The following is a 22,565-nucleotide window of genomic DNA, read 5'->3' on the forward strand; positions in this document are numbered from 1 at the left end:
TTAGTTTTTAACGATTTTACGAATAAGGTATTTTACGGGAAAATGTGATGCCAGGTAACCGATAGCAATAACCGAGATCAGGATAATCAATATATCGTGACCTATCAGTTTAACGGGATAGGCATCGATCATGTAATTTCCTTCACCCAAGGTAATCCATCCGAAATATTCCTGCCCCAAACAGAGTAAGGAACCAACGATAAGTCCGAAAAGGGCTCCGATACCGGTAATCAGGTTTCCTTCCAATTTGAATATGGAGATGATTTTTTCCCTGCTCATTCCAAGGGCTTGATATATGCCGATATCCTCTTTTTTGTCGATGATCAGCATGGATACGGACCCGATGATATTGAAAGAGGCGATTAATAGAATAAAGAGCAGGATCAGGAAGATGGCTAACTTTTCCGATTTCATCATGGCGTAGAAAGAACGGTTGGTATCGTATTTGTCTTCGACCTTGTATTGTTGTTGGTTAATGGCGTTCTTGAGTTCGGCTTTGATGTTAGAGATCCGGTCCGGATCGTTTAGTTTGATTTCGATTTGAGAGATCTCTCCCGGTACCATAAAAAGCCTACGGGCGAAATCGATGTCCGTGATGACGTATTTGCCGTCAATGTCCTGTTGAGCGGAGAACAGGGCTATCGGAAAAATATTCTCGCTGTTCAGGGCCGATGCCGCCGAAGAGGAGTTTTTGTCCGGATAATAAAAGGTCATGGGTGTCGTTAGCCCGATTCTGAGCTTGAGTGTTGCGGCAATCGAATATCCGAGGACGGCGGTGTATTTGTCTCCTTCTTTTAAGGAGTATTTCCCGGTAGAGATCGTGTGGTCTATCCCGGTGTGCTCGTTGTAATTTTTATCGACTCCTTTCACCGTTACGGGCATAAGTTTTTTCCCGTACTTTACCAAAGCCTTTTCTTCTACGACGGGATCGTAGGACCGAATTCCTTCCGTGTGTTTCAACGTCTCTATCAGTAAAGAGTCCGTTTTGAAAAATTTTCCTTTTACCGGGGACACGGTGATGTCAGGGGTAAAACTGTCGGTAGCGTCGGTCAGAAGCAAGTCGATCCCGTTGAAAACGGAGAGGACGACAATCAGGGCGGCCGTACCGATAGCTACCCCGATCATGCTGATAATCGAGATTATATTGATGGCATTCTGCTTCTTTTTTGAAAACAGGTATCGCCGTGCGATGAATACCGATAGATTCATGAAAAAGAGCTTTGGGTTTCAGCCTCGCCGACTGTTTGATTTGACTCGAAGGTATCGAAATTATTTTAAAAGTTCGTCGATTTTTTCGATATAATCGAGACTGTCATCCACGAAAAATCTCAGTTCGGGAATGATGCGGATCTGTTTACCGATTTTTTTCCCGAGGATAAAACGGATGTTCTTATTTTTTTCCGTTAAGCTGTTCAGAACCTTTTCCGTCAGTTCGGAAGGGAAGATGCTTAGGTATACCCTCGCGTAGGATAAATCCGGACTGACTCTTACGGCTGTAACGGATAAAATAGCTCCCACGGTATACTCCTTACACTCCTTCTGAAACATTTCGCTTAAGTCTTTTTGAATTAAACGTCCTACTTTATTTTGTCTGATTGAGTCCATTATAAGAAAAATTGATGATTCGGTAAAAATTTCTACAAAGATAGTGATTTTAATTTAGACTTTTATTATCTTTGCCCTCGCAAAACGAAAACGGGATGTAGCGCAGTTGGTAGCGCGCCACGTTCGGGACGTGGAGGCCGCTGGTTCGAGTCCAGTCATCCCGACTGTTAGAAATGAACACGCTGTAAGTCAGCGTGTTTTTCTTTTGGATGGCTGTCGTGTCGTCCCCGATTGTTGTAGAAACGGATAGTCGTATTTTACAACTATTTTATTCTTGCTGCTGATGGCTTAAGTTGTAATTTTAAATATACGATCTGCAATTTAAAATTTGTAACTAATATTCTGCTGACAATCTGCCTGAAAAGTATATTAATATTGAAAATATATTGTAGATTTGCGCAAACAATCAATCTTAAAACGGTCTTGCATAGAAATGAGAAAATGGAGTATTGACGATTCGGCCGAACTGTACAATATCAACGGTTGGGGGCTGAACTATTTTTCAATCAACGAGAAAGGACATGTTACGGTGACACCTAAAACGGGAGGGCCCCGTATTGATTTGAAAGAACTGATGGAAGAACTTCAGGTTCGTGACGTGTCGGCTCCTGTATTATTAAGATTTCCGGATATTTTGGATAACCGGATCGAGAAAATTTCGAATTGTTTCGAGGCTGCGGCGAAAGAGTACGGTTATACGGGAAAGAATTTTATTATCTACCCGATAAAGGTGAATCAGATGCGTCCGGTGGTGGAGGAGATTGTAAGTCACGGGACCAAGTATAATATCGGATTGGAGGCCGGTTCGAAACCGGAATTACACGCGGTATTGTCTATTGATATCGATGATGACGCCATGATCATTTGTAATGGCTATAAGGATGAGAATTATATCGAATTGGCTCTTTTGGCCCAAAAGATGGGACGGAATATATTCCTGGTGGTCGAAAAGTTAAACGAACTTCGGAATATTGCCTCTATTGCCAAACGATTGAAGATACGTCCCAATATCGGGATCCGGATTAAATTGGCAAGTTCTGGAAGTGGAAAATGGGAAGAGTCCGGGGGCGATGTCAGCAAGTTCGGCGTAAATTCGAGTGAATTGCTCGAAGCCCTGGATATCTTGGAAAAGAACAAACTGATGGATTGTCTTAAGCTGATCCATTTCCATATCGGTAGTCAGGTAACCAATATCCGCCGGATAAAGACAGCTTTAAAGGAGGCTTCTCAGTTTTACGTGCAATTGCAGTCCATGGGATACGATATCGATTTCGTGGATATCGGCGGAGGTTTGGGAGTGGACTATGACGGGACGCGTTCGGCTACGAGTGGGAATAGTATGAACTATTCGATTCAAGAGTATGTAAACGATGCGGTTTCAGCGATTGTCGATGCCTGCGAGAAGAATGAATTGAAACAACCCAATGTTATCACGGAATCCGGTCGTTCTTTAACGGCTCATCATTCGGTATTGGTCTTTGAAGCATTGGCCAGTACCAGCTTGCCCGAATTTGACGAAAACGAGGAGATAACAGAGGATGCCCATGAATTGGTAAAAGAACTTTACGACTTGTGGGAAAACCTGAATCAGCCGCGTTTGATTGAAACCTGGCACGATGCCATGCAGATCCGGGAGGATGCCTTGGGACTCTTTAATTTAGGACTGATAGATTTGCGGACGAGAGCACAGGTGGAGCGTCTTTTCTGGTCGGTAGCCCGTGACGTGTATGACATGGCCGTCAATACGAAACATGCTCCGGATGAATTGAAGAAGATTTCCAAACTTTTGCCGGATAAATATTTTTGTAACTTTTCACTGTTCCAGTCTTTGCCGGACTCTTGGGCCATCGATCAGATATTCCCGATCATTCCGATTACCCGGTTGAACGAGCAACCGACCAAATCGGCTACGATACAGGATATTACTTGTGATTCGGATGGCAAGATAGATAATTTTATCTCTACCCGTAATTTCTCCTATCATTTACCCGTGCACGAGTTGAACGGGAAAGAACCCTATTATTTTGGCGTCTTCCTCGTGGGAGCTTATCAGGAGATATTGGGAGACCTGCATAATCTTTTCGGGGATACCAATGCCGTACATATTAAAGTGAAGGGAGACGAATACGTGATCGATAAGATCATCGAGGGAGAGACGGTAGCCGACGTGCTTGAATATGTACAATTTATGCCGAAACGAATGGCGCGGACTGTAGAGGTTTGGGTTACCAGTTCCGTAAAAAAAGGAATTATATCGGCGGAAGAAGGACGGGAATTTTTATCTAATTACCGTTCCGGCCTGTATGGATATACTTATTTGGAATAATTTAGGCGAATAGAAAAAGGTCCGTGCTGTCGCAGCAGGGACCTTACAGTATCAATAACAAATTTATGAAAAAAAACGTCTAAGTTCAGTTTGAAATCCACTACAAGTGTAGTGGATTCTGTTTTTATAAATAAGACAACTCTATTACATTTCGGTTAATGAGTAGTTGTTTCTCGTGTTCTTTTACGGAGATTCGCTCTAAATGTTTTCGTAATTATTTAAAATTAAAGCTAAGTTGTGTAGGTTGGTGAGGGGATGAACCGTCAAAAGGATTGGAAACGGATAAACCTAACAGGCGGATGCGGTAGTCCTCCAATTTCAACTCGTTCAATAAATTCTTCGCCAAAGGGAGAATCTCTTGTAAAGTAGTCAATTCGTTGCTTAAACTGATGCTGCGGGTTTTCTGTGTAAAATCGTGAAATTTCACTTTTAAGGTTAGTGTATGCCCTTTGAAGTTATTTTTTTCCAATCGGCGGATGAGCTCTTTCGTGATGTGATAGAGCTCTATGATAAGAGCGGTATGGGTTGTCAGGTCTTTATCGTAAGTTTGTTCGCATCCTACCGATTTACGGATTCTGAGCGGTTCCACGGGACGGGGATCGATGCCGTGAGCGAAATCGTAGTAGAGCGTTCCCGCTTTTCCGAAATTGCGTGTCAGAAATTCCGGGGAACAGTATTGTAAATCCTGTCCCGTATGTACTCCGAGCTCATGCATTTTTCGGGCTGTGACTTTTCCGATACCCCAGAAAGCTTCAATTGGGAGCTTTGCGATAAACGAGAGTGCCCTGTCCGGATGAATCGTGTAGAGACCGTCCGGTTTCCGGTAATCGGAGGCGATTTTTGCCAGAAATTTATTGTAAGAGATTCCGGCCGATGCGATCAATCCTAATTTTTCTTTGATCTCTTTTTTGATTGCTTTGGCAACGTCGACTGCCAGAAAGATACCTTTTTTATTTTCGGTTACATCTAAAAAAGCTTCATCAATGGAAAGCGATTCGATCAGGTCCGTGTATTTTCTGAAAATCTGATGGATTTCCCGGGAAACGGCCTTATATACCTCCATGCGGGAGGAGATAAAGATCAAGTCCGGACAAAGCTTTAGGGCCTTCATGGAGGACATGGCCGAATGGATACCGTACCGACGTGCTTCGTAGCTGGCGGCAGCAATGACTCCCCGGGCTTCCGGACGTCCTACCACAACGGGTTTTCCCCTGTATTCCGGATGGTCGCGTTGTTCGATGGATGCATAAAAGGCGTCCATATCGATATGGATAATTTTTCGGTTGTACATGTTGGTCGTTACGAAGGTAACCGATTATATGTTATTCCGGAAGAAGAGACGGGTATTTCTTTTTTTTATTCGATTCTTTTTAATAATAGCAGCACAGAAATAATGCGGAAGTGAGGAAGATAAATGAAAGTGATGTCACTCTTTTTTGTTGTTAACCATCGATTCTCCTTAAAAAGGGAAATACTTGATGAAATAAAAACTGTCCCGAAAATAAATTAGGGACAGTTTTATATGGTAAAAAATCGCTAATGACTTATTTTACGAATAGTTTATTCCAGTTTTTGTATTCTCTTGCCTTCCATGCATTGCTGTGATATATATAGCTGGCGATCAATGGAATGACAGTGGTTCCTTCTGCATATACCATTTGTTCGTAGGTGACATCCACCTTACCCCAGGAGCAAGCTTCTTTTAATGTGGATGAAGAGCAGGCTCCGTCCCGAACATCGGCTACGGTGATTTGTATGGCGTATTTATGCATGGGTACTTCATAACCTAAGATTTCAGCACATACAACCGTGTCCTGTGCAAAATTTTTCGGAGTACCTCCGCCTACCATAAACAAACCGGTGGTTCCTGCTTCGATTTTAATTTTGGTCAATTCGATAAAATCTTTCACGGAGTCGATAGAAACATGTTTATCCGGGTGTTCCCATTGATGTTTTCCGATGCCGAATCCGGCGCTACAATCGGAAAAAGCAGGACAGAAGATAGGTACTCCGCATTCGTAGCATGTTTGAATCAAGCTGTCTTTTTTCACGGCATGTCCCTCGTGTAACCATTTTCCGATTTCCCAGATGAACTCTCGGGAAGAGTAAGGACGAGGCTCTAAATTGTTGGCGATTTCGTAAGTCGTATGGTCGCAAGCCTGGAGTTCTTCTTCATCGATGAACGTATCGTAGATACGGTCAATGTAAAGTTCGCGTAATTGCATATCCGGCACGTCCTGGCTACCTTTATAGTGTTTGAAACCAAGAGCCTCGAAAAGGTCCATGTCGATAATGGAGGCCCCGGTAGAAACCACGACGTCGACCATTTTGTTGCGAACCATGTCCACGTATACCTGCATACATCCGGCGGCACTGGTGCTACCGGCAATGGTAAGAATATTAGTACACTCTTTCTCTTTCACCATTTTCATCAAGATATCGGCGGCACGAGCGGTATCGCGAGAGGTGAATGACATATCGCGCATCGCGTCGATTAATTGCGTTGAGTCATACGATTTGATGTCGATGTGTTTGATGGTGTCTTTTAATAAATCTTTCTTTTCCATTTTTGTTAATCTTAAAAATATAAAGGTGCAATTATGAGGACCTTATAGACTCAATATTTTTAATTGGAAGTTGATTGAACGATCGGGTGATTTTTTAGTCGTAAAATCACGGAATCGCTTAATCATAAATCTTTTATTGGTTGTTGTATTTCATGCTCAATATCTGATAAATCAGCTTGCTGGCCAAGAAATCGGGAGCTTTATTCGACCCGTTCGGGCATAGTTCCACAACATCCATACCGATGATATTATGTCTCTCGTTGATCAGTTTCAGGAAATTCAGAACTTCCCGGTAATAAAGTCCGTCCGGTTCTGGAGTTCCGGTAGAGGGCATGATGGCCGGGTCGAACACGTCGAGATCGATGGTGATATACACGTTGTCGTGTAATTTTTGAGAAACCATGTACATCCAGTTACTACCTTCCTTGGCATCATGTAAGTCATGGGCATAGAAGATGCGGTCCGGCATGATATTCTCTTTCTCTTCGATGGCAGAACTTCTGATTCCAACCTGGGCTATGGTTGCGACTTCTTTTGCCCTGGCCATAACACAGGCGTGGTTATGGGTGGAACCTTCGTATTCGCTACGCATGTCCGAGTGGGCGTCGAGTTGTAAAACCGAGAATTTATCGAAATGTTTGGCAAAAGCCCGGAAAGCTCCGATACTTACGGAGTGTTCTCCTCCTAAGATGACAGGAAACTTCTTGTCTTTTAGTATCGCATCTACCCGGCGTTCAACTTCCTGAGACATGGCTTCGGGAGAAGATGCTTCCGAGACAGGCTCTACGGTTGCAATGCCTTTTCTATATACTTCAGAATCTGTTTCAATATCATAAAGCTCCATATTGGCAGAAGCTTCTAAAAGTGCATCCGGACCTTTATCGGCACCTTTTATCCAAGTACTTGTCCCGTCATAGGGAACGGGTAATACTACGATTTCGGCTTTATCGTATGCTGTATACTCTTCTTCCAGTCCGCCATAATTTAAATTTTCCATATCTTCTTGTGTTTATATTGTTTATAAACTTTTTCTTTTATAAATAAGGATTGCAAAGCTAAACTATTTAATTGAAAATTGAAAGATGAAAATTGAAAATAACTTGCTTCCGTCCTAATCTTTTTACGAATCGGAAAAAATAGGTTCAAAGGATAGGGATTTTTTAAATACAAATCCTTTTACGAAAGACGAAACGAGCAGGCAATTCGTTTCACTGCCTTTAAGGTCTCTTCTTTATCGATATGCAATACCTCCCGATTTTTCATGATCCATTCCCCGTTTACCATGGAATAACGGATATTTTTGCTGTTCATGGCATAGACGATCGCGGAGTATTCGTCGTAAACGGGAATCATATTGCTGGCATTAGCATGCACGAGTATCAGATCCGCTTTTTTCCCTGTCTCTATGGAACCGGTGATTCCGTCTAACCCCAAAGCCTTTGCCCCGTTGAGGGTTGCCATTTGTAAGGCCGTACGGGCCTGGATTGCCTCCGGGTTGTAGTGGACTACTTTAGGCAATAGGGCGGCGAAGCGCATCTCCTCCACCATATCCAAGGTGTTGTTACTTGCGGTGCCGTCGGTTCCGATTCCGACCGTGATACCTGCTTTCCGGTAGGAGTCCGTATCGGCAATTCCGCTGGCTAATTTCAGGTTGCTTTTGGGACAATGCCCGATAGAAGTACGTGTGCTTGCGAATAATTCTGTTTCTTTCGGGGTCAGCCACACGCCGTGGGCCGCAATGACGTTTTTGTCCAATAATCCGATGGAATGGAGATATTCTCCCGGAGTTTTTCCGGTACGGATTTTAATATCTTCCACCTCTTTTCGTGTTTCCGAAACATGAATCTGTAAGAGCGTATTGTATTTGTCTGCTAATCGCTTACCGCTTTTCAGTGTCTTTTCGGAACAGGTATAAGGAGAGTGAGCGCAAACGGAAGGATGAATCAAACTATCGTTTTGCCACTTTTGTATCAATTGTTCGCAAAGAGAGAGTCCTTCTTCTACTGTTTTAAAGCTGGCCGTCGGGAAATCGATAAGCGATTCTCCCACTACCCCCCGAATGCCTGCTTTTTTAGCCTCTTCCGCGATGATATCTTCAAAAAAGTACATGTCGTTGAAACAGGTCGTACCCGATTTGATCATCTCGATAAAAGCCAACCGGCTGGCAATCCGAACATTTTCGGGCGTGACGAGACGAGCTTCTGCCGGAAAAATGTGTTCCGTCAGCCACTCGTGCAAGGGAAGATCATCAGCAAATCCGCGCAAAAGGGTCATGGGAACATGGGTATGAGTGTTAACGAAACCGGGCATAACAATCATTCCTGCCGCATCCGTGATCTCTATTTCGGGGCTGTTTGTTTGGCGTTCATTCATAGATCCTATACGGAGGATTTCATCTCCTTCGATATCGATGAAGCCGTTTTTTACCACCTCCATTTGGGAATTCATCGTAACGATGCAGGCATTGATGATCTGTTTTTTCATGTCCGTTTGTTTATGAACAGGTTACTTTAATCTAACTTCAAAACGGCAAGGAATGCTTTTTGCGGTACTTCCACGTTCCCGATCTGTTTCATTCGTTTCTTCCCTTTTTTCTGTTTTTCCAGCAATTTGCGTTTCCGGGAGATATCACCCCCGTAACATTTGGCCGTAACGTCTTTCCGGACGGCCTTTATGGTTTCCCGGGAGATGATTTTGGCTCCGATGGCAGCTTGGATGGCAATATCGAATTGTTGTCGGGGAATGAGTTCCTTGAGTTTCTCACAAATCCGTTTTCCGAACGAATAGGCGTTATCGAAATGAATAAGTGCGGAAAGGGCATCCACGGACTCCCCGTTCAGCAGGATGTCCAGTTTAACCAGGTTGGCTTGCCTGTAACCGATTTGGAAATAGTCGAAAGAGGCGTATCCTTTGGTGATGCTCTTCAGTTTATCGTAGAAATCGAACACGATCTCGGCAAGCGGCATTTCATAGTTTAACTCGATGCGGTTACCGGTCAGGTAGTGTTGTTTGATCAAAGTTCCCCGCTTTCCGAGGCAGAGGGTCATGATCGGACCGATGTATTCGGTCGGGGTGATGATCTGTGCTTTTATATAAGGTTCTTCGATGTAATCCAACGTGGTCGGAGAGGGCATGTCCGACGGGTTGTGCATCTCGTATACCTCTCCTTTGGTCGTGTGAGCGATATACATTACGTTAGGAACCGTCGTGATCACATTCATGTCGAATTCGCGGTCTAACCGTTCCTGAATGATCTCCATATGCAACATCCCCAAAAATCCGCAGCGAAAACCGAAGCCTAAAGCTGCTGAAGATTCCGGTTCAAAAGTCAGGGAAGCATCGTTAAGTTGCAGTTTCTCTATGGAAGTTCGTAAATCTTCGTAATCTTCCGAATCGATGGGGTATATTCCCGCGAATACCATGGGCTTAACCTCTTCGAAACCCTCGATAGCTTTGTCGCAAGGGCGGTTGATATGAGTGATCGTATCGCCGACCTTCACCTCCGAAGAGGTCTTGATGCCGGAAATAATGTAGCCGACATCCCCCGTCGGCAATTCGGCGCGGGGTTCCTGATTCAGGCGTAAAACACCGATTTCGTCCGCGGTATACTCCTTTCCCGTGTTTACAAATTTGACCTTATCTCCGCTTTTTAAAGAACCGTTCACGATGCGACAATAAGTGATAATCCCGCGGAAGGAGTTGAATTCGGAATCGAAAATCAAAGCTTGCAACGGAGCTTCAGGATCTCCCGTGGGAGCTGGAATCCGTTCAACGACGGCTTCCAATATCCGGTCGACACCCATTCCGGTTTTACCGCTGGCTTCCAATATATCTTCTCTTTTACAACCTAAAAGTTCTTCGATCTGGTCTTTTACCTCTTCGGGCATGGCGTTGGGCATATCCATTTTGTTCAACACCGGAATGACCTCCAAATTATTGTCTATTGCCAAATAAAGGTTGGATATCGTTTGGGCCTGAATACCTTGTGTCGCGTCCACGATCAGTAGAGCCCCTTCGCAGGCCGCGATGGAACGGGATACTTCATAGGAAAAATCCACATGTCCCGGCGTATCGATCAGGTTTAGCACGTATTTTTCTCCCTTGTAATTGTAATCCATCTGAATGGCATGGCTTTTAATGGTGATTCCCCGCTCTCTCTCCAGGTCCATGTCATCGAGAACCTGAGCCTGTAAGGCTTTGCCTGTCACTGTTCCCGTGTATTCCAGCAGCCTGTCTGCCAATGTACTTTTTCCGTGATCAATATGTGCGATAATACAGAAATTCCTAATGTGCTCCATGTATGAAATTTGCAATTAATGATTTGGAGTGCAAAGATAGTGATTTTCCGTGAATATGAAGTGTCGAGTTTTGAAAATGAAACGGGCTAAACGACAGAATCGTATAAAATATTTTTTAGTCTGCTGTGATTTTTGTTTCTTGCGTGCGTCTTATGAGAAAAAAAATCGATGGATCAGGAGTTAGAAAAAGAGTTTATTGCTTTTATTCAGGAGCACCAACGGATCATTTATAAGGTCTGCTATTTATATTCCCGGGATGCAGGCCATTTAAACGATTTGTATCAGGAGACGGTAATCAATTTGTGGAAGGGGTTTCCCGATTTTCGCCGGGATGCAAAGCCTTCTACGTGGGTGTATCGGATTGCTTTGAATACCTCCATCTCCTATTTCAGACGGTTTATAAAAAGGTCGAAGATACTACCGATTGATGTCGCGTCGGATTTGTCGGACGATGACAGGGATGTAGCGGGAGAGATAAAAGAGATGTATGTTTTGATCGATCGGCTGGGGCAGCTGGAAAGGGCATTGGTGTTGCTTTATCTGGAAGAAAAGTCGTACCAGGAAATAGCGATGATTACGGGATTGTCGGTAACGAATGTTGCGACAAAACTCAGCAGGATCAAAGAAAAATTGAAAAACATGTCTAATGGTTAAATTATTGTGTTATGGAATTGGATAAAATGAAAGATAATTGGAATTCCTGGGAAGAATCCCTCAAAAGAAAAGAGATTCTCGATGAACGGATGATTAGAAAAATGATAGAAGGGAAACGGAATCAGGCTATCGATAAATTAATCAATGCTGAGATTTGGTCGGGAATATGTGCTTGTATAAGTATCATTTGTTGTACTATCGTGTGGAGTGGGCCGGTTGGGAAGAAACATATGCAGGATTGGTTCTTGTGGGTTAATCTTTTGGTATTGTTTTTTATGGTCTTATACGTGTGGAGAGGTCTACGATCGTTACACCGGATGGATGCGATAAAGAAAAACATGAAAGAGCTTTCCTTGTCCATTCATCGTTATAAAAGGAGTTCTCAGACAGAATTATTGTTTACTCCTTTTCTCGGTATCATGTATGCTGTTTTGTTCATTAGTTCTCTTAAAGCTTTTAGCGATATCGCGTACTATTTCATTCTTATTTTTGTTGCAATAGGTCTTTTATTTGCCGTTTTATTAAGTTGGATTATCTATCGGCGTTTTACGCTGAAAAACATTCAGGAGATACAAGAGAGTATTGAAGAGTGGGAAGAAGTCGAGAAGGATTGATAGGAGCTTTACAATCGGCGGATTTGTAAATCCTTTCATTTTATGAATGATAATCTGTTCAGAAAGTAGTTACAGGGTAATATGTTCGAATAATTTTTTAAGTTTGTGCGTTTGAAAAAGCATCAGACCGGAAATTTTATTATTTGAAAACGTGGAGGCAAAATTTTATAAAGAGAAGATTATCGACCTTATGACTTTGTTGTTCGGTCCTTTTTCGGGAGGATTGTTGATGAGTATAAATTTTTTTCACATGGGCCGTAGAAAGGCGGCTTGGTTTACCTTGTTGATATCTTTACTTTTAACCCTTGTGATCGTACTTGTTTTATGTTCTTTGCCGGATGAGCAGGCAGATCGGGTTCCTCGATTTTTGATACCGGGTTTGAGCGTGATCATTATCGGTTTTGTTGTTTATAAGACCCAAAAAAGACGTTTGGATGAACACGCCCGGGAGGGCGGTACCTTCTATTCCGCCTGGCGGGCTTTGGGTGTTAGCCTCGTGGGTCTTTCGGTTTTGCTCTTGTTGCTGGTCGCCACTCTGTTTTTTACGGATATAGGGAATGTATGGCCGGAGGAACTGGATCTATATGAAGAAAAAGCGTTGAAGGTTTACGAGATGATTGAGCGGGAAGAGGACCCGGAAATTGTTCGTGCTTACGTGGATACGGTCTCTCTCGTTTGTTGGAAAAAATATCAGGATGCGTTGCGGACGGTAGAGCGTTCGAAGGATTTGGGAAAGGAAAATCGTTTGGAGCTTACCTATCTGAAAAAATATGTGGAGTTGCGGCTTCAAGAGTGTTCCCAGATGTTGATCTGGTTGGAAAATCCTTTACTCCGGGACGAGGAGCTGAACCGTATTCAGGAGGAGATAGATAAGATTTTGTCAGAGTACCGTCAGAAAATGTTGGGAGAGTAATATTTTCCCGGGTGCTTTCCTGAACTTTTTCGATATTTTGTAACCTTGTTTCTAAAATAAAAGCCCTACTTTTGCAAGGAATTGTAACCTAACAAAAGTGAAAATTATGGTAAAATCAATGACCGGTTTCGGGAAAGCAACTGTTGAAAGTGGTGATAAGAAGATTGTGATTGAGGTAAAAAGCCTGAACTCAAAACAATTGGATGTTAATTTGAAGACTCCGAATTTATATAAAGAGAAAGACATAGAGATTCGGAATACAATAAAAAGTTACCTGGAACGAGGTAAAGTAGACATGTTCATTTATTTTGACGGTACGGATGCGGATAAAGAAGTGGCTGTAAATAAATCCGTCGTTTCCCAGTATTACCAACAAATGCTTGATGTTGCTTCTTCCTTGGGGGTAGAACCGGATAAAGGGGAGTTGTTACAGACAATCATGCGTTTTCCGGATACACTTCAGGTAAAATCAGAAGAGTTGGATGAAGAGGAGTGGCTTCATTTGAAGGCCGGAATCCTGAAAGCCCTGGAAGAGGTTAATAAGTTCAGAGTACAAGAGGGAGCCGTATTGATAAAGGATATATTGAATCGTATAGAACTGATTAAAAGTTTATCGGCAGAGGTTCCTCGGTTTGAAGCTCAACGTGTCGTGGCGATAAAACAGCGTTTGCAGGAGAAAATGAAGGAGTGGGGGGAAATCAAGAATATAGATGAAAACCGTTTGGAGCAGGAGATCATCTATTACTTGGAGAAATTGGATATCACGGAAGAAAAAGTGCGTTTAGCCAATCATTGCAAATATTTTATAGAAACGGCTGAAAAAGAAGAGGCTCCGGGACGTAAATTGGGTTTTATCGCCCAGGAGATCGGTCGTGAAATCAACACGATGGGGTCGAAGGCAAACGACCATGACATTCAGAAATTAGTAGTGCAAATGAAAGATGAATTGGAGAAAATTAAGGAGCAAAGCCTTAATGTTTTGTAGATCGAAAACGAACCGGAATTTAAATGGCACGCGGGGACGGATGAGATGGGTTATTTAATTGTCGTTTTTAGATGGCACGTTTAAAAACGGGAGGCCTCGGAGGGTAGGAAGAGCTTGGTAAAGTCACCTGATTGTTGATTACGGAATGAATAGATAGCGACTAATTTTTGAAAATGAATAATGATAATCAAATACCTTTGCGGATAGGATTGTTTTTCGGTTCTTTTAATCCAGTTCATAACGGTCATATCGGAATTGCCCGTTATCTTCTCGATAATGGATATTGTGATAAGTTGTGGTTTGTTATTAGTCCTTGTAATCCTTTTAAAGTTAATCAGGCATTATTGCCTGAACAAGATCGGTTGGAGATGGTAAAAACAGCCATAGCCGGAGACGAAAGAATGTCGGCTTGCGATATCGAGTTTTCCATGCCTAAACCTTCTTATACGGTAGATACCTTAAGATTACTTTCATCCCGCTATCCGGATTGCCTGTTTAAATTAATCATAGGAGAAGATAACCTGTGTAATTTTCATTTATGGAAAGACGATCAATGGATTCGAACGCATTACCCTCTGCTCGTTTATCCCCGTAAAGGGTTTGAGTGTTCCGGGGAGGAGTATCCGGATATATCTTTTGTCGATGCTCCTTTGTTTCCTTATTCGTCGACTGAGATAAGAGACCGGGTTCGTTCGGGAGGCGATATTTCCGACTGGGTTCCTTCCTGCTTACGGTCTCTGGTTAAAAAGAAATACGAAGGGTCTAAAAAAGAATAAGTGAGCTTCTATTTTATTATAGAATTAAGTTGGCAGAGAAATTCTATAAAAAATACCTACTCACCTATTCAGCAGAACAACGCTTGTTGGAAAATGGGGAAGAAGAAAATTGTGGCAAGCACAATAGACATCTTACCAGCTTCTTTTCCCGAAAGCTACAGTAAAAACTAATGTTTGGCAGGTTTTCTGACTTGCTTCCTTTTTGTCGCCTTCCCATTTTTATAAACAGTGGCAGTAGAGACTAAAGTTAACGAAGCTTACAGCTGCGGGTACAGTTCACGATTTTCACATGATTCCCTCGGAGCGTTCGAAGAACATTCACTATCCAAAGCAAAGACAAATATAAACAAATAAATGAAAATAAGGATGGGATAAATAATAATTTTGAAAGACCTATTTTCTTTTGATTGAGGGTGAGATGAGTTGATACGGCTTTTTTTGTTTTTTGTATAAATATGTGGTCTCTTGTATAAATATGCATGATATCCAAAGATTAAATCTAAGATTATCAATATTTTACATGATTTGTAATTACATAGAAAACGTTGTGGGAAATCGAAAACAAGTTGTACTTTTGTGCGTCTGAAAAAGTGGAATTAATAACTCAATAAATAAGTTTAAACATGGGATTTGTAACGAAGGAGAAATTATTCTCCAAGGATTTCTTTATTACCTATTCTTGGTTGATAGGTGGTTGTTTTGTGTTTGCGTTGGGAGCCGTGATGTTTGCCGAACCCTATGGATTTGCACCGGGAGGAACATATGGTCTCTCTATGGTTTTCCATCATTTGTTCGGTTGGAGAACAGAAGCAACGGCTTTATGTATGGATGTGCCCCTGTTGTTGCTCGGTATCTATTTCTTAGGAGCCAAGTTCGGTATTAAAACGGTAATCTGTACTTTTGCTATTCCGGGTTTTATGTGGTTGATTCACCAATCTTATGGTTTTGATGCTTTGTTGGAACCGGGGGTTGAAAATCGGGCTGATTTGCAAGAACAACTGTTGTCCTCAATTTTCGGGGGTATTGTATACGGTATAGGGATCGGTATGATTTTTAAATCCAGGGCTACTTCGGGTGGGTCGGATATCATTGCGATGATTCTGAACAAATATACGCATATTTCTTTAGGCACATTGGTAATTATCGTAGATTGTACGATCACGTTGACGACTGTTTTGGCTTTCGGGGATTGGAAATTACCGATGTATTCCTGGATTATCGTGTTTATCGAAGGTAAAGTGATCGATTTGATCGTGGAAGGAGCTTCCGTACATAAGACCTTGATGATTGTAACGAAAGAGGTCGAGTCGGTAAAGAGTATCATATTGAAAGACATTAACCGGGGAGCGACCCTGTTGCCGGCCGTCGGAGCCTATAAGGGAGAATCCCGTGAGATTATTTATACGATTCTTACCCGTCGGGAGATGATGATATTGCGTCATCGTATCCGGGAGATAGATCCGGAAGCCTTTATCAACGTCATCGACTCCCGTGAGATATTGGGTAGAGGATTCAAATCTTTAAAGGAGGATTAGGATCAGGATTAATTCGAACAGGATTATTTTTATAAAAACAGTTAAGATGCCTTATTTCAGGGCATCTTTTTTTAACTATGTTTTTATGTTACTTGGTTTGCCTCTTCCGGCTCCTACCTGAAAGAAAAACTTTCGTTATGATGTGGAGAATCTGTTGTTAGATATTCGAAAGATGTAGATTATAAATCAAAAGAATTCTTGAATTCAGAGATTGAATTTGAATCACTGAATCCAAGAATCTATTCATCTGCAATCGCTGATTATCAATAGGTTTGCGTGATGTCCCAGACAAAGGCTCTGATACCGTTTTCTCTGTTCACGTTGTCTAATTTTTCCACGTATTTGAGGATCAAAGGAACCTTGTGGTCTTCCACGATGGTAAGAATGGCCGAGTTCATTTCGGGCCAGGTGTGTGTCCCCATGCGGGGTTCGCCCGTGTTCGTTCCCCTACCGTTTACTAAAGGGAACTGAGTCCAGCCTCGTACTTGCAACTGGTCGAGTAAATAGTCCACCCGTTCTGTTAAGGCTTGGTTATAGGATATAAATACAGCTTTCATATGAATTTGTTTTATAACCCGGGATCCGAAAGTTTACTCTTCCGAATCCCGGGTTGTAAATTTATTTTTGTTCTAACTCTTTCGGATCAAAGTCCCGCATAAACTTGAATTGTTTACTTAACGCCTTTTTCTTGTCACGGCTACCGCTCTTATCCATAGCAGCATAGATGACGGGGACGATAATCATGGTGATGATGGTAGAGAATACCAAACCTCCGATTACGGCTACACCCATCGGGCGCCATGTTTCGGAACCCTCTCCCGTGCTCAGTGCCATCGGCAACATACCCAAGATAGTCGTTAATGCTGTCATCAATACCGGACGAAGACGGGACCGGCAGGCTTGTGCGATGGCATCGTATAACCGGATACCTCTTTCCCGCATCAGATTGATGAAGTCGATCAATACGATACCGTTCTTCGTTACGATACCGACCAGCATGACGGCGCCTAATGCCGCGATCACACTCATGGTCGTATTTGTCAGCAGCAGGGCCAGGATCACCCCGGAGAAGGCGAACGGGATAGACAACATGATGATGAACGGCATTTTGAATGATTCGAACTCGGAGGCCATAACAATGTATACCAATAACATGGCTAATACCATCAACATGGCTAACGAACTGAATGACTCCTGTTGGTCTTCGTAGCTACCTCCCACGTATACGGAGATCTCTTGCGGGATTTCGTTTTTCATGTCGTCGATCACTTTCTGGGCGGCGACAGCAATGTCTCCCAATGAGACTCCCCTGGAAGGGGTAATGGATACTTTTACCAAACGTTGTTTACTTTTACGTTCGATGTTTGGCGGAGACCAATACTCTTTGATTTCACCTAACTCTTTTAACCGGATCTTTTCTCCCGCGGCATTCGTAATCAGGATATTTTCTATTTCGGTGATAGAACTCCGGTATTTTTCCTGCAAGCGGACGATCACGTCATACTCTTCTCCGTCTTCCTTGTATTTCGTGGGCTTATATCCGTATACTCGGTTACGTAGGGCGTTGGCTACTTCCGTGGTGGTCAAACCGTGTCTTGAAAGTTTATCTTGGTTCAAGAATAGCTGGAGTTCCGGCTTGTCGTCGTCCCGGCTGATGTTGATATCCTCGGCACCGGGTACGTCTTCCATCTTTTGTTTGATGGTTGCGGCCAGTTTATTGGTTTGTTCGAAATCAAATCCGGAAATTTCGATGTCTACGTTATTGCTCGACATGGAACCTCCGCTGGAGGTACTAACCGTATATACCAAAACATCAGGCAGCTCTTTCAATCGGGAACGAAGGTCGTCGGCGATGGTAAATACACTGCGATTTCTATCTTTCAGATCTACTAATCTGGCTCGGATATTCAAAATATTACTACCGGTTTTATTGAATAGGGAGGAGAATCCCGCATCCTCGTCTTCACTACCGTAAGAGAGATTGATCTGTCTGATCTCCGGGTAATTCGCTCTCATAATCGAGTCGATTTGCAGGGCAACCCGTTTGGTCTCCTCTACTCTTTGTCCGGTCTGCATCTTCACGTATACGTTCATGGAACCCTGGTCGTTCTGGGGCATAAAGTCCGTACTGATGTATTTGGCCAAGAACATGGAAGCCACGAAAATAACCACGGCTGTCAGTGTGATGGTTGTTTTGTGATACAAGGACCAACGGATTAATCTTTCATACCAGGCATCCAACTTATCCAATAATCGCATAACGGTACTGTTATAACTGAATTTGCTTTCTTTTTTCTGCGTATCCTTATCTTGTAGGCGCAGTAGCTGGGAAGAGAGCATAGGGGTCAAACTGATAGCCGTTACGGTAGAGGTACAAACGGTAATACATACGATATAACCCAATTGTTTGAACAGGATTCCGGTCATACCCGTAACCAAGGTCAACGGGAAGAATACGGCCACGGTAACCAAGGTGGTTACGATAACCGACAACCATACCTCGTTTGTCCCGTATTTAGCCGCTTCGCGCGGAGCACTTCCCCGTTCGATGTGTTTCGTGATGTTTTCCAAAACCACGATAGCGTCGTCCACAACCATACCGATAGCAATCGAAAGGGAGGACAGGGAAATGACATTTAGCGATTCGTTCGTGATAAAAAGATAGATAAATGCCACGATCAACGAGATCGGGATGGTCAGTGCGATGATAAACGTCGCCCTCCATCGTCCGAGGAATAGTAATACGACCAAGACTACGAAGATCAAAGCGTACATCAATGTTTCCGACAGGTTGTTGATGGATTGAACGATGAAGTCGGACGAGTCGACCAATACGTCGATTTTAATGTCGGGAGGCAACTCTTTCATGATCTGAGCCATCTCTTTTTTGACGGTTTTAGCGATGGCTACCGTGTTGGCATCGGATTGTTTGGTTACTAACAAAATCGCTCCCTGTTGCCGGTTGATCAACTGCTCTAAGGTGATATCCTTGATCGTATCTTTAACGATAGCGATATCTTTGAGCAGTATGGATTTGCCGTTATTCGTTGCGACTACGATATTCTTGATTTTTTCGCTGTCGTCGAACTCTCCTTCCACGCGGACCTGATAATCCATGATACCCATTTTCAAATTACCGGCCGGAAGATTCTTATTCTCGGCAGCGATCAGATTTCCAAGGCTCTCCACGGTCATGTTGTAGGCATCCAGTTTGTTCGGATCGAGATCCACGTAGATAACCCGTTTGGGAGAACCCGCGATGGTCACGGAAGCGACCCCGTCTACCCGGTTTAACCGGTTGATCACCTTGTCGTCGACGATCTTTTCGATTCCGGGATAAGAAGCGTCTGCCGTCAAAGAGTAAATGATTACCGGCATCATGGACGTATTGAACTTGAACAAGGAGGGGCGATCGATATCGTCCGGAAGATTATCCATGGCCTTGTCGATAGCGTCACGAACGTCATTTGCGGCCTCGTCTAAGTTGGCTTCCCATTCGAACTCCAACTGGATAACGGAAAGATTATCGTATGAGGTAGAGGTCAGCTCTTTCAAATCTTCCACGGAATTCAACTGATCCTCTAATATTTTTGTGATATTGGTTTCTATATCCGCGGCGTTTGCTCCCGGATAACTTGTCATTACCGATAGATAGGGAGGGTCCATCTTAGGATACTGGTCAACGGGGAGTTGGACCAGCGAGAAGACTCCCAGCACGATGATACCGACGAAAATCATCAATGTCGTAATCGGTTTTTCTACGGCTGTATTAAATATACTCATCTTTTTTGTTTTAGATTTATGATTCGGATTTATGACGGTTACTTGTGGTCCCCCTCTCTTCGCATGATGATGCTTAAATCCTGCATGTTACTATTATTTTGTGATTTGGATGGGTGCTCCGTCCACCAACCGGGCTTGACCTACGGTGATCAATTCGTCTCCTTCCTTGATCTCATCGGAAATCAATTCCACCTGATCGTCGAAACGTTTTCCTAAGATAACTTCAACCCGTTTAGCTTTGCCGTTATCGTTTAAGAACACGTACCGGTTATTGGCTCCTTGTAATTTCAAAACTGCCAAGGCGGGAACAACCATCGTTTCCGTTTCTCCGATAAAGAAGGTAATCGAACCGAACATACCCGGACGTAGCGTCAGGTCATTGTTCGGAATCTTTACCTCGACGGTGAAAGTACGGGAGTCCTTGTCTATCGTCGGATATACGATACTTACTTTTCCGGGGAATGTCCGGTCGGGATAGATGGCGCTCTTTAATTCAACGGGAGTCCCTTGTTTGATAAGCGGAAAATATTGTTCCGTCATGTTTACCTTAGCCTTTAGCGGATTGATCTGCTCGATGGAGATCACAGAGGCTTTGGCGGCACCTCCGGCAGGGGAACCGGAATACATTTCACCGTTCTCGTAGAACTTTCCGGTTACCACTCCATTGAACGGGGCTAAAAGTTTCGTGTTTTCCCGTAGAAATTCCACGTTGGATTTAGCTACCTCGTACTGGGTAACGGCTGCATCATAAGCTTGTTGTGAAATACTTTCCGTCTTTTTCAACATGACGGCCCGGTTGTATTCCGTTTCTAAGTTTTTCAATTGGACTTCGGCCTGATGTAATTGGGTCCGGTCCATTTCGACTAAGAGTTGTCCTTTTTTAATCGGATCGCCTACCTCCACGTGAATCTTTTCAATTCTTCCGGTGGAGGAAGGAGCGTAATAGACTTGCTCCTCGGCTTCCAAATTGGCCGTGTAATCTATCGTTTTAGCAATCTTTTTCTTTTCAAGTTTCATAACCTTCACGGGTACGGCTTGAACGGTTGCGTTCGATGTGTCTGCTGCCTTGTCTTTCTTGTTAGAGCAGCCGGTAAGTATAGCTAACGCTATAATCGATAAAATGAGATTCTTTACCATTGTATTTCTTTTTTTGTTATTCCAAGTATTAATGAGGAAGTTGATTATACAATCTTTCAATATTCAATTGAGCTTGCAATAAGGTCAAAACGGCATTCGTATAATTGTTTTCAGCTTGCAGGTAATTGTTATTAGCCTGAGTCAGATCCAAGCTGGAAACGGCTCCGAATTCATATTTCCGTTGATAATTGGCTAATACGCGTCCGGCTACGTCGATATTTTCCTTTTGGAGGTTGTAGTTTTCAATTGCGTTTCTCAATTCGAACTTCAATTGTTCATCCTGTAAGTTCAACTGATCTTCCAACAGGCTTTTGTTTATATTAGTTTGATCCAATTGAATTTTTGCCTGTGCAACCTTTGACTTCCTTTCGAATCCTGAGAAGATAGGAATGGTCATCGTCAAACTTGCCGAGTGTTTGGCACTCATGTCGAATTCCGGCTTTAACAGTTTGTGGTTAAAGGTATAGGAACCGGAAATTGTCGGAGCATAACTCCATTTCTCCAATCCCAGCATTTTTTTGTTTAGTTCCGTTTGGGTCTGCATAATCTGAAATTCGGGATTTTTCTGGATATCGAATGTCGTTTCCGACAATTGGCGGGCTTTGTTCTCGTCAAGAAAAACGGTTAAGTTATCCGTCAGCTTGACGGTCGTACCGGCCACTAATCCCAATTGAAGGCGTAACAAATTGTAATTAACCTCCACGGTCCTTTCCATGGAAAGTAAACTGTTTTTCAGTTGACCGACGGTAATTCGGATTTGATCGACATCCGTAACCTCTACGGTTCCTGCTTTATACATATTATCGGTGTGTTGATAAATCTTATTCATGTTTTCGAGATTCTGGCGCAGAATGTCCAACATTCGTTCGCTTACCAAAATCGTGTAATAAGAATTACAGATGTTTTCGACGATATCCAGTTCGGTAATCTCCACCTGTTGCTCGGTCAAACGTTCGGCGATCTTGCTGGTTTGTATCCCTAAAATCCATTGTCCGCTAAAAATTAATTGTTGTAAACTTGCTTTTACATTGGATTGATCTTTCATCTTCATGGAATTACCTCCAAAATCCATTTTGTAACCGAAATTGGTATTATAATCCAAAGTACCGTTGATTTGCGGCAACCCCTGTGAAACAGATTCCCGTACTTTTTGTTTATACAGGTCTATTTCCAGTTGTGAAGATTGTAATTCTTTGTTGTGCTTGATAGCATACTCGATAGCCTGTCTTAAGGAGAGTGTTTGAGGAACTTCCTGTGAACGAAGTAGCCAAGGCACGAGTAGAAAAATAAGAAAGAATGGAACTCCTTTTTTCATGATTTATAGATTAAATTGTTATTATTCTTGGGGAATTTTAAATACAATACGCTTTAC

18 protein-coding genes, 1 tRNA gene and 1 riboswitch are annotated in these 22,565 nt (G+C 42.9%); of the genes, 8 read left to right on the forward strand and 11 right to left on the reverse strand.

Going from position 1 to position 22,565, the window contains the following annotated elements; all coding sequences use genetic code 11:
• The gene (locus BN3283_RS13005; RefSeq protein WP_059026874.1) at nucleotides 1-1,209 is read right to left on the reverse strand and encodes an ABC transporter permease; all 1,209 of its coding nucleotides are present in this window, start codon (nucleotides 1,207-1,209) and stop codon (nucleotides 1-3) included.
• A 60-nt stretch (nucleotides 1,210-1,269) separates the two neighbouring features.
• The gene (rbfA, locus tag BN3283_RS13010; RefSeq protein ID WP_041503264.1) at nucleotides 1,270-1,605 is read right to left on the reverse strand and encodes a 30S ribosome-binding factor RbfA; all 336 of its coding nucleotides are present in this window, start codon (nucleotides 1,603-1,605) and stop codon (nucleotides 1,270-1,272) included.
• Nucleotides 1,606-1,696: 91 nt separating this feature from the next.
• Between rbfA and BN3283_RS13015 the strand changes: the two genes are divergently transcribed.
• Both BN3283_RS13015 and speA read left to right on the forward strand, forming a co-directional pair.
• Nucleotides 1,697-1,769, forward strand: a tRNA-Pro gene (locus tag BN3283_RS13015).
• Nucleotides 1,770-2,038: 269 nt separating this feature from the next.
• Nucleotides 2,039-3,931, forward strand: coding sequence for a biosynthetic arginine decarboxylase (speA, locus tag BN3283_RS13020; protein WP_041503265.1), 1,893 nt, complete (start codon nucleotides 2,039-2,041; stop codon nucleotides 3,929-3,931).
• 214 nt (nucleotides 3,932-4,145) lie between these two features.
• Here the strand turns inward: speA and dinB are convergent, their stop codons facing one another.
• From dinB to lepA, 5 genes are all read right to left on the reverse strand, one after another.
• A complete protein-coding gene (gene dinB, locus BN3283_RS13025) occupies nucleotides 4,146-5,222 on the reverse strand; it encodes a DNA polymerase IV (protein ID WP_041503266.1) in 1,077 nt (358 codons plus the stop codon).
• A gap of 253 nt (nucleotides 5,223-5,475) precedes the next feature.
• The gene (locus BN3283_RS13030; RefSeq protein WP_041503267.1) at nucleotides 5,476-6,498 is read right to left on the reverse strand and encodes a 1,9-bis(guanidino)-5-aza-nonane synthase; all 1,023 of its coding nucleotides are present in this window, start codon (nucleotides 6,496-6,498) and stop codon (nucleotides 5,476-5,478) included.
• A 133-nt stretch (nucleotides 6,499-6,631) separates the two neighbouring features.
• Complete coding sequence (speB, locus tag BN3283_RS13035; RefSeq protein ID WP_059026878.1) at nucleotides 6,632-7,495, reverse strand: agmatinase; 864 nt, start codon at nucleotides 7,493-7,495, stop codon at nucleotides 6,632-6,634.
• Between the two features lie 179 nt (nucleotides 7,496-7,674).
• Nucleotides 7,675-8,982 (reverse strand): amidohydrolase family protein, encoded by a 1,308-nt coding sequence (locus BN3283_RS13045; protein WP_059026882.1) that lies wholly within the window; start codon nucleotides 8,980-8,982, stop codon nucleotides 7,675-7,677.
• 26 nt (nucleotides 8,983-9,008) lie between these two features.
• The gene (gene lepA, locus BN3283_RS13050) at nucleotides 9,009-10,796 is read right to left on the reverse strand and encodes a translation elongation factor 4 (protein ID WP_041503271.1); all 1,788 of its coding nucleotides are present in this window, start codon (nucleotides 10,794-10,796) and stop codon (nucleotides 9,009-9,011) included.
• Between the two features lie 168 nt (nucleotides 10,797-10,964).
• Here lepA and BN3283_RS13055 point away from each other — a divergent pair, with 168 nt between their 5' ends.
• The 6 genes from BN3283_RS13055 to BN3283_RS13080 all read left to right on the forward strand — a co-directional run bounded on the left by BN3283_RS13055 (nucleotide 10,965) and on the right by BN3283_RS13080 (nucleotide 16,273).
• Complete coding sequence (locus tag BN3283_RS13055; protein ID WP_059026884.1) at nucleotides 10,965-11,450, forward strand: RNA polymerase sigma factor; 486 nt, start codon at nucleotides 10,965-10,967, stop codon at nucleotides 11,448-11,450.
• An 11-nt stretch (nucleotides 11,451-11,461) separates the two neighbouring features.
• Nucleotides 11,462-12,064: a hypothetical protein gene (locus BN3283_RS13060; protein ID WP_059026885.1), complete on the forward strand. Its 603-nt coding sequence runs from the start codon at nucleotides 11,462-11,464 to the stop codon at nucleotides 12,062-12,064.
• Between the two features lie 151 nt (nucleotides 12,065-12,215).
• Nucleotides 12,216-12,977, forward strand: coding sequence for a hypothetical protein (locus BN3283_RS13065; RefSeq protein ID WP_059026887.1), 762 nt, complete (start codon nucleotides 12,216-12,218; stop codon nucleotides 12,975-12,977).
• Between the two features lie 106 nt (nucleotides 12,978-13,083).
• Nucleotides 13,084-13,962: a YicC/YloC family endoribonuclease gene (locus BN3283_RS13070; protein WP_059026889.1), complete on the forward strand. Its 879-nt coding sequence runs from the start codon at nucleotides 13,084-13,086 to the stop codon at nucleotides 13,960-13,962.
• A 173-nt stretch (nucleotides 13,963-14,135) separates the two neighbouring features.
• Nucleotides 14,136-14,738 carry a nicotinate (nicotinamide) nucleotide adenylyltransferase gene (gene nadD, locus BN3283_RS13075; protein ID WP_059026891.1) on the forward strand — a complete coding sequence of 201 codons (603 nt, stop codon included), beginning with the start codon at nucleotides 14,136-14,138 and terminating at the stop codon, nucleotides 14,736-14,738.
• A 159-nt stretch (nucleotides 14,739-14,897) separates the two neighbouring features.
• Nucleotides 14,898-15,088: riboswitch (cobalamin riboswitch) on the reverse strand.
• Between the two features lie 273 nt (nucleotides 15,089-15,361).
• Entirely contained in the window at nucleotides 15,362-16,273 is a 912-nt protein-coding gene (locus BN3283_RS13080) for a YitT family protein (RefSeq protein WP_041503277.1), read from the forward strand.
• 263 nt (nucleotides 16,274-16,536) lie between these two features.
• Here the strand turns inward: BN3283_RS13080 and BN3283_RS13085 are convergent, their stop codons facing one another.
• The 4 genes from BN3283_RS13085 to BN3283_RS13100 form a co-directional block, all read right to left on the reverse strand.
• Nucleotides 16,537-16,830 carry a PG0541 family transporter-associated protein gene (locus tag BN3283_RS13085; RefSeq protein WP_041503278.1) on the reverse strand — a complete coding sequence of 98 codons (294 nt, stop codon included), beginning with the start codon at nucleotides 16,828-16,830 and terminating at the stop codon, nucleotides 16,537-16,539.
• Between the two features lie 61 nt (nucleotides 16,831-16,891).
• On the reverse strand, nucleotides 16,892-20,056 hold the full coding sequence (locus tag BN3283_RS13090; protein ID WP_041503279.1) for an efflux RND transporter permease subunit: 3,165 nt from the start codon (nucleotides 20,054-20,056) through the stop codon (nucleotides 16,892-16,894).
• A gap of 93 nt (nucleotides 20,057-20,149) precedes the next feature.
• Nucleotides 20,150-21,193: an efflux RND transporter periplasmic adaptor subunit gene (locus BN3283_RS13095; protein WP_041503280.1), complete on the reverse strand. Its 1,044-nt coding sequence runs from the start codon at nucleotides 21,191-21,193 to the stop codon at nucleotides 20,150-20,152.
• A 28-nt stretch (nucleotides 21,194-21,221) separates the two neighbouring features.
• Nucleotides 21,222-22,508: a TolC family protein gene (locus BN3283_RS13100; RefSeq protein ID WP_041503281.1), complete on the reverse strand. Its 1,287-nt coding sequence runs from the start codon at nucleotides 22,506-22,508 to the stop codon at nucleotides 21,222-21,224.
• Nucleotides 22,509-22,565 lie beyond the last annotated feature (57 nt).

The organism is Gabonibacter massiliensis (assembly GCA_001487125.1).
Taxonomy (GTDB): Bacteria; Bacteroidota; Bacteroidia; order Bacteroidales; family Marinifilaceae; genus Gabonibacter; species Gabonibacter massiliensis.

What these genes read in the sequence shown, in the direction of transcription:
- BN3283_RS13045 (WP_059026882.1), bottom strand. Translation starts at nt 8,982, where the DNA reads ATGAAAAAACAGATCATCAATGCCTGCATCGTTACGATGAATTCCCAA.
- BN3283_RS13100 (WP_041503281.1), bottom strand. Translation starts at nt 22,508, where the DNA reads ATGAAAAAAGGAGTTCCATTCTTTCTTATTTTTCTACTCGTGCCTTGG.
- BN3283_RS13090 (WP_041503279.1), bottom strand. Translation starts at nt 20,056, where the DNA reads ATGAGTATATTTAATACAGCCGTAGAAAAACCGATTACGACATTGATG.
- speA (WP_041503265.1), top strand. Translation starts at nt 2,039, where the DNA reads ATGAGAAAATGGAGTATTGACGATTCGGCCGAACTGTACAATATCAAC.
- BN3283_RS13060 (WP_059026885.1), top strand. Translation starts at nt 11,462, where the DNA reads ATGGAATTGGATAAAATGAAAGATAATTGGAATTCCTGGGAAGAATCC.
- rbfA (WP_041503264.1), bottom strand. Translation starts at nt 1,605, where the DNA reads ATGGACTCAATCAGACAAAATAAAGTAGGACGTTTAATTCAAAAAGAC.
- BN3283_RS13005 (WP_059026874.1), bottom strand. Translation starts at nt 1,209, where the DNA reads ATGAATCTATCGGTATTCATCGCACGGCGATACCTGTTTTCAAAAAAG.
- nadD (WP_059026891.1), top strand. Translation starts at nt 14,136, where the DNA reads ATGAATAATGATAATCAAATACCTTTGCGGATAGGATTGTTTTTCGGT.
- lepA (WP_041503271.1), bottom strand. Translation starts at nt 10,796, where the DNA reads ATGGAGCACATTAGGAATTTCTGTATTATCGCACATATTGATCACGGA.
- speB (WP_059026878.1), bottom strand. Translation starts at nt 7,495, where the DNA reads ATGGAAAATTTAAATTATGGCGGACTGGAAGAAGAGTATACAGCATAC.
- BN3283_RS13055 (WP_059026884.1), top strand. Translation starts at nt 10,965, where the DNA reads ATGGATCAGGAGTTAGAAAAAGAGTTTATTGCTTTTATTCAGGAGCAC.
- BN3283_RS13070 (WP_059026889.1), top strand. Translation starts at nt 13,084, where the DNA reads ATGGTAAAATCAATGACCGGTTTCGGGAAAGCAACTGTTGAAAGTGGT.
- BN3283_RS13085 (WP_041503278.1), bottom strand. Translation starts at nt 16,830, where the DNA reads ATGAAAGCTGTATTTATATCCTATAACCAAGCCTTAACAGAACGGGTG.
- dinB (WP_041503266.1), bottom strand. Translation starts at nt 5,222, where the DNA reads ATGTACAACCGAAAAATTATCCATATCGATATGGACGCCTTTTATGCA.
- BN3283_RS13095 (WP_041503280.1), bottom strand. Translation starts at nt 21,193, where the DNA reads ATGGTAAAGAATCTCATTTTATCGATTATAGCGTTAGCTATACTTACC.
- BN3283_RS13080 (WP_041503277.1), top strand. Translation starts at nt 15,362, where the DNA reads ATGGGATTTGTAACGAAGGAGAAATTATTCTCCAAGGATTTCTTTATT.
- BN3283_RS13030 (WP_041503267.1), bottom strand. Translation starts at nt 6,498, where the DNA reads ATGGAAAAGAAAGATTTATTAAAAGACACCATCAAACACATCGACATC.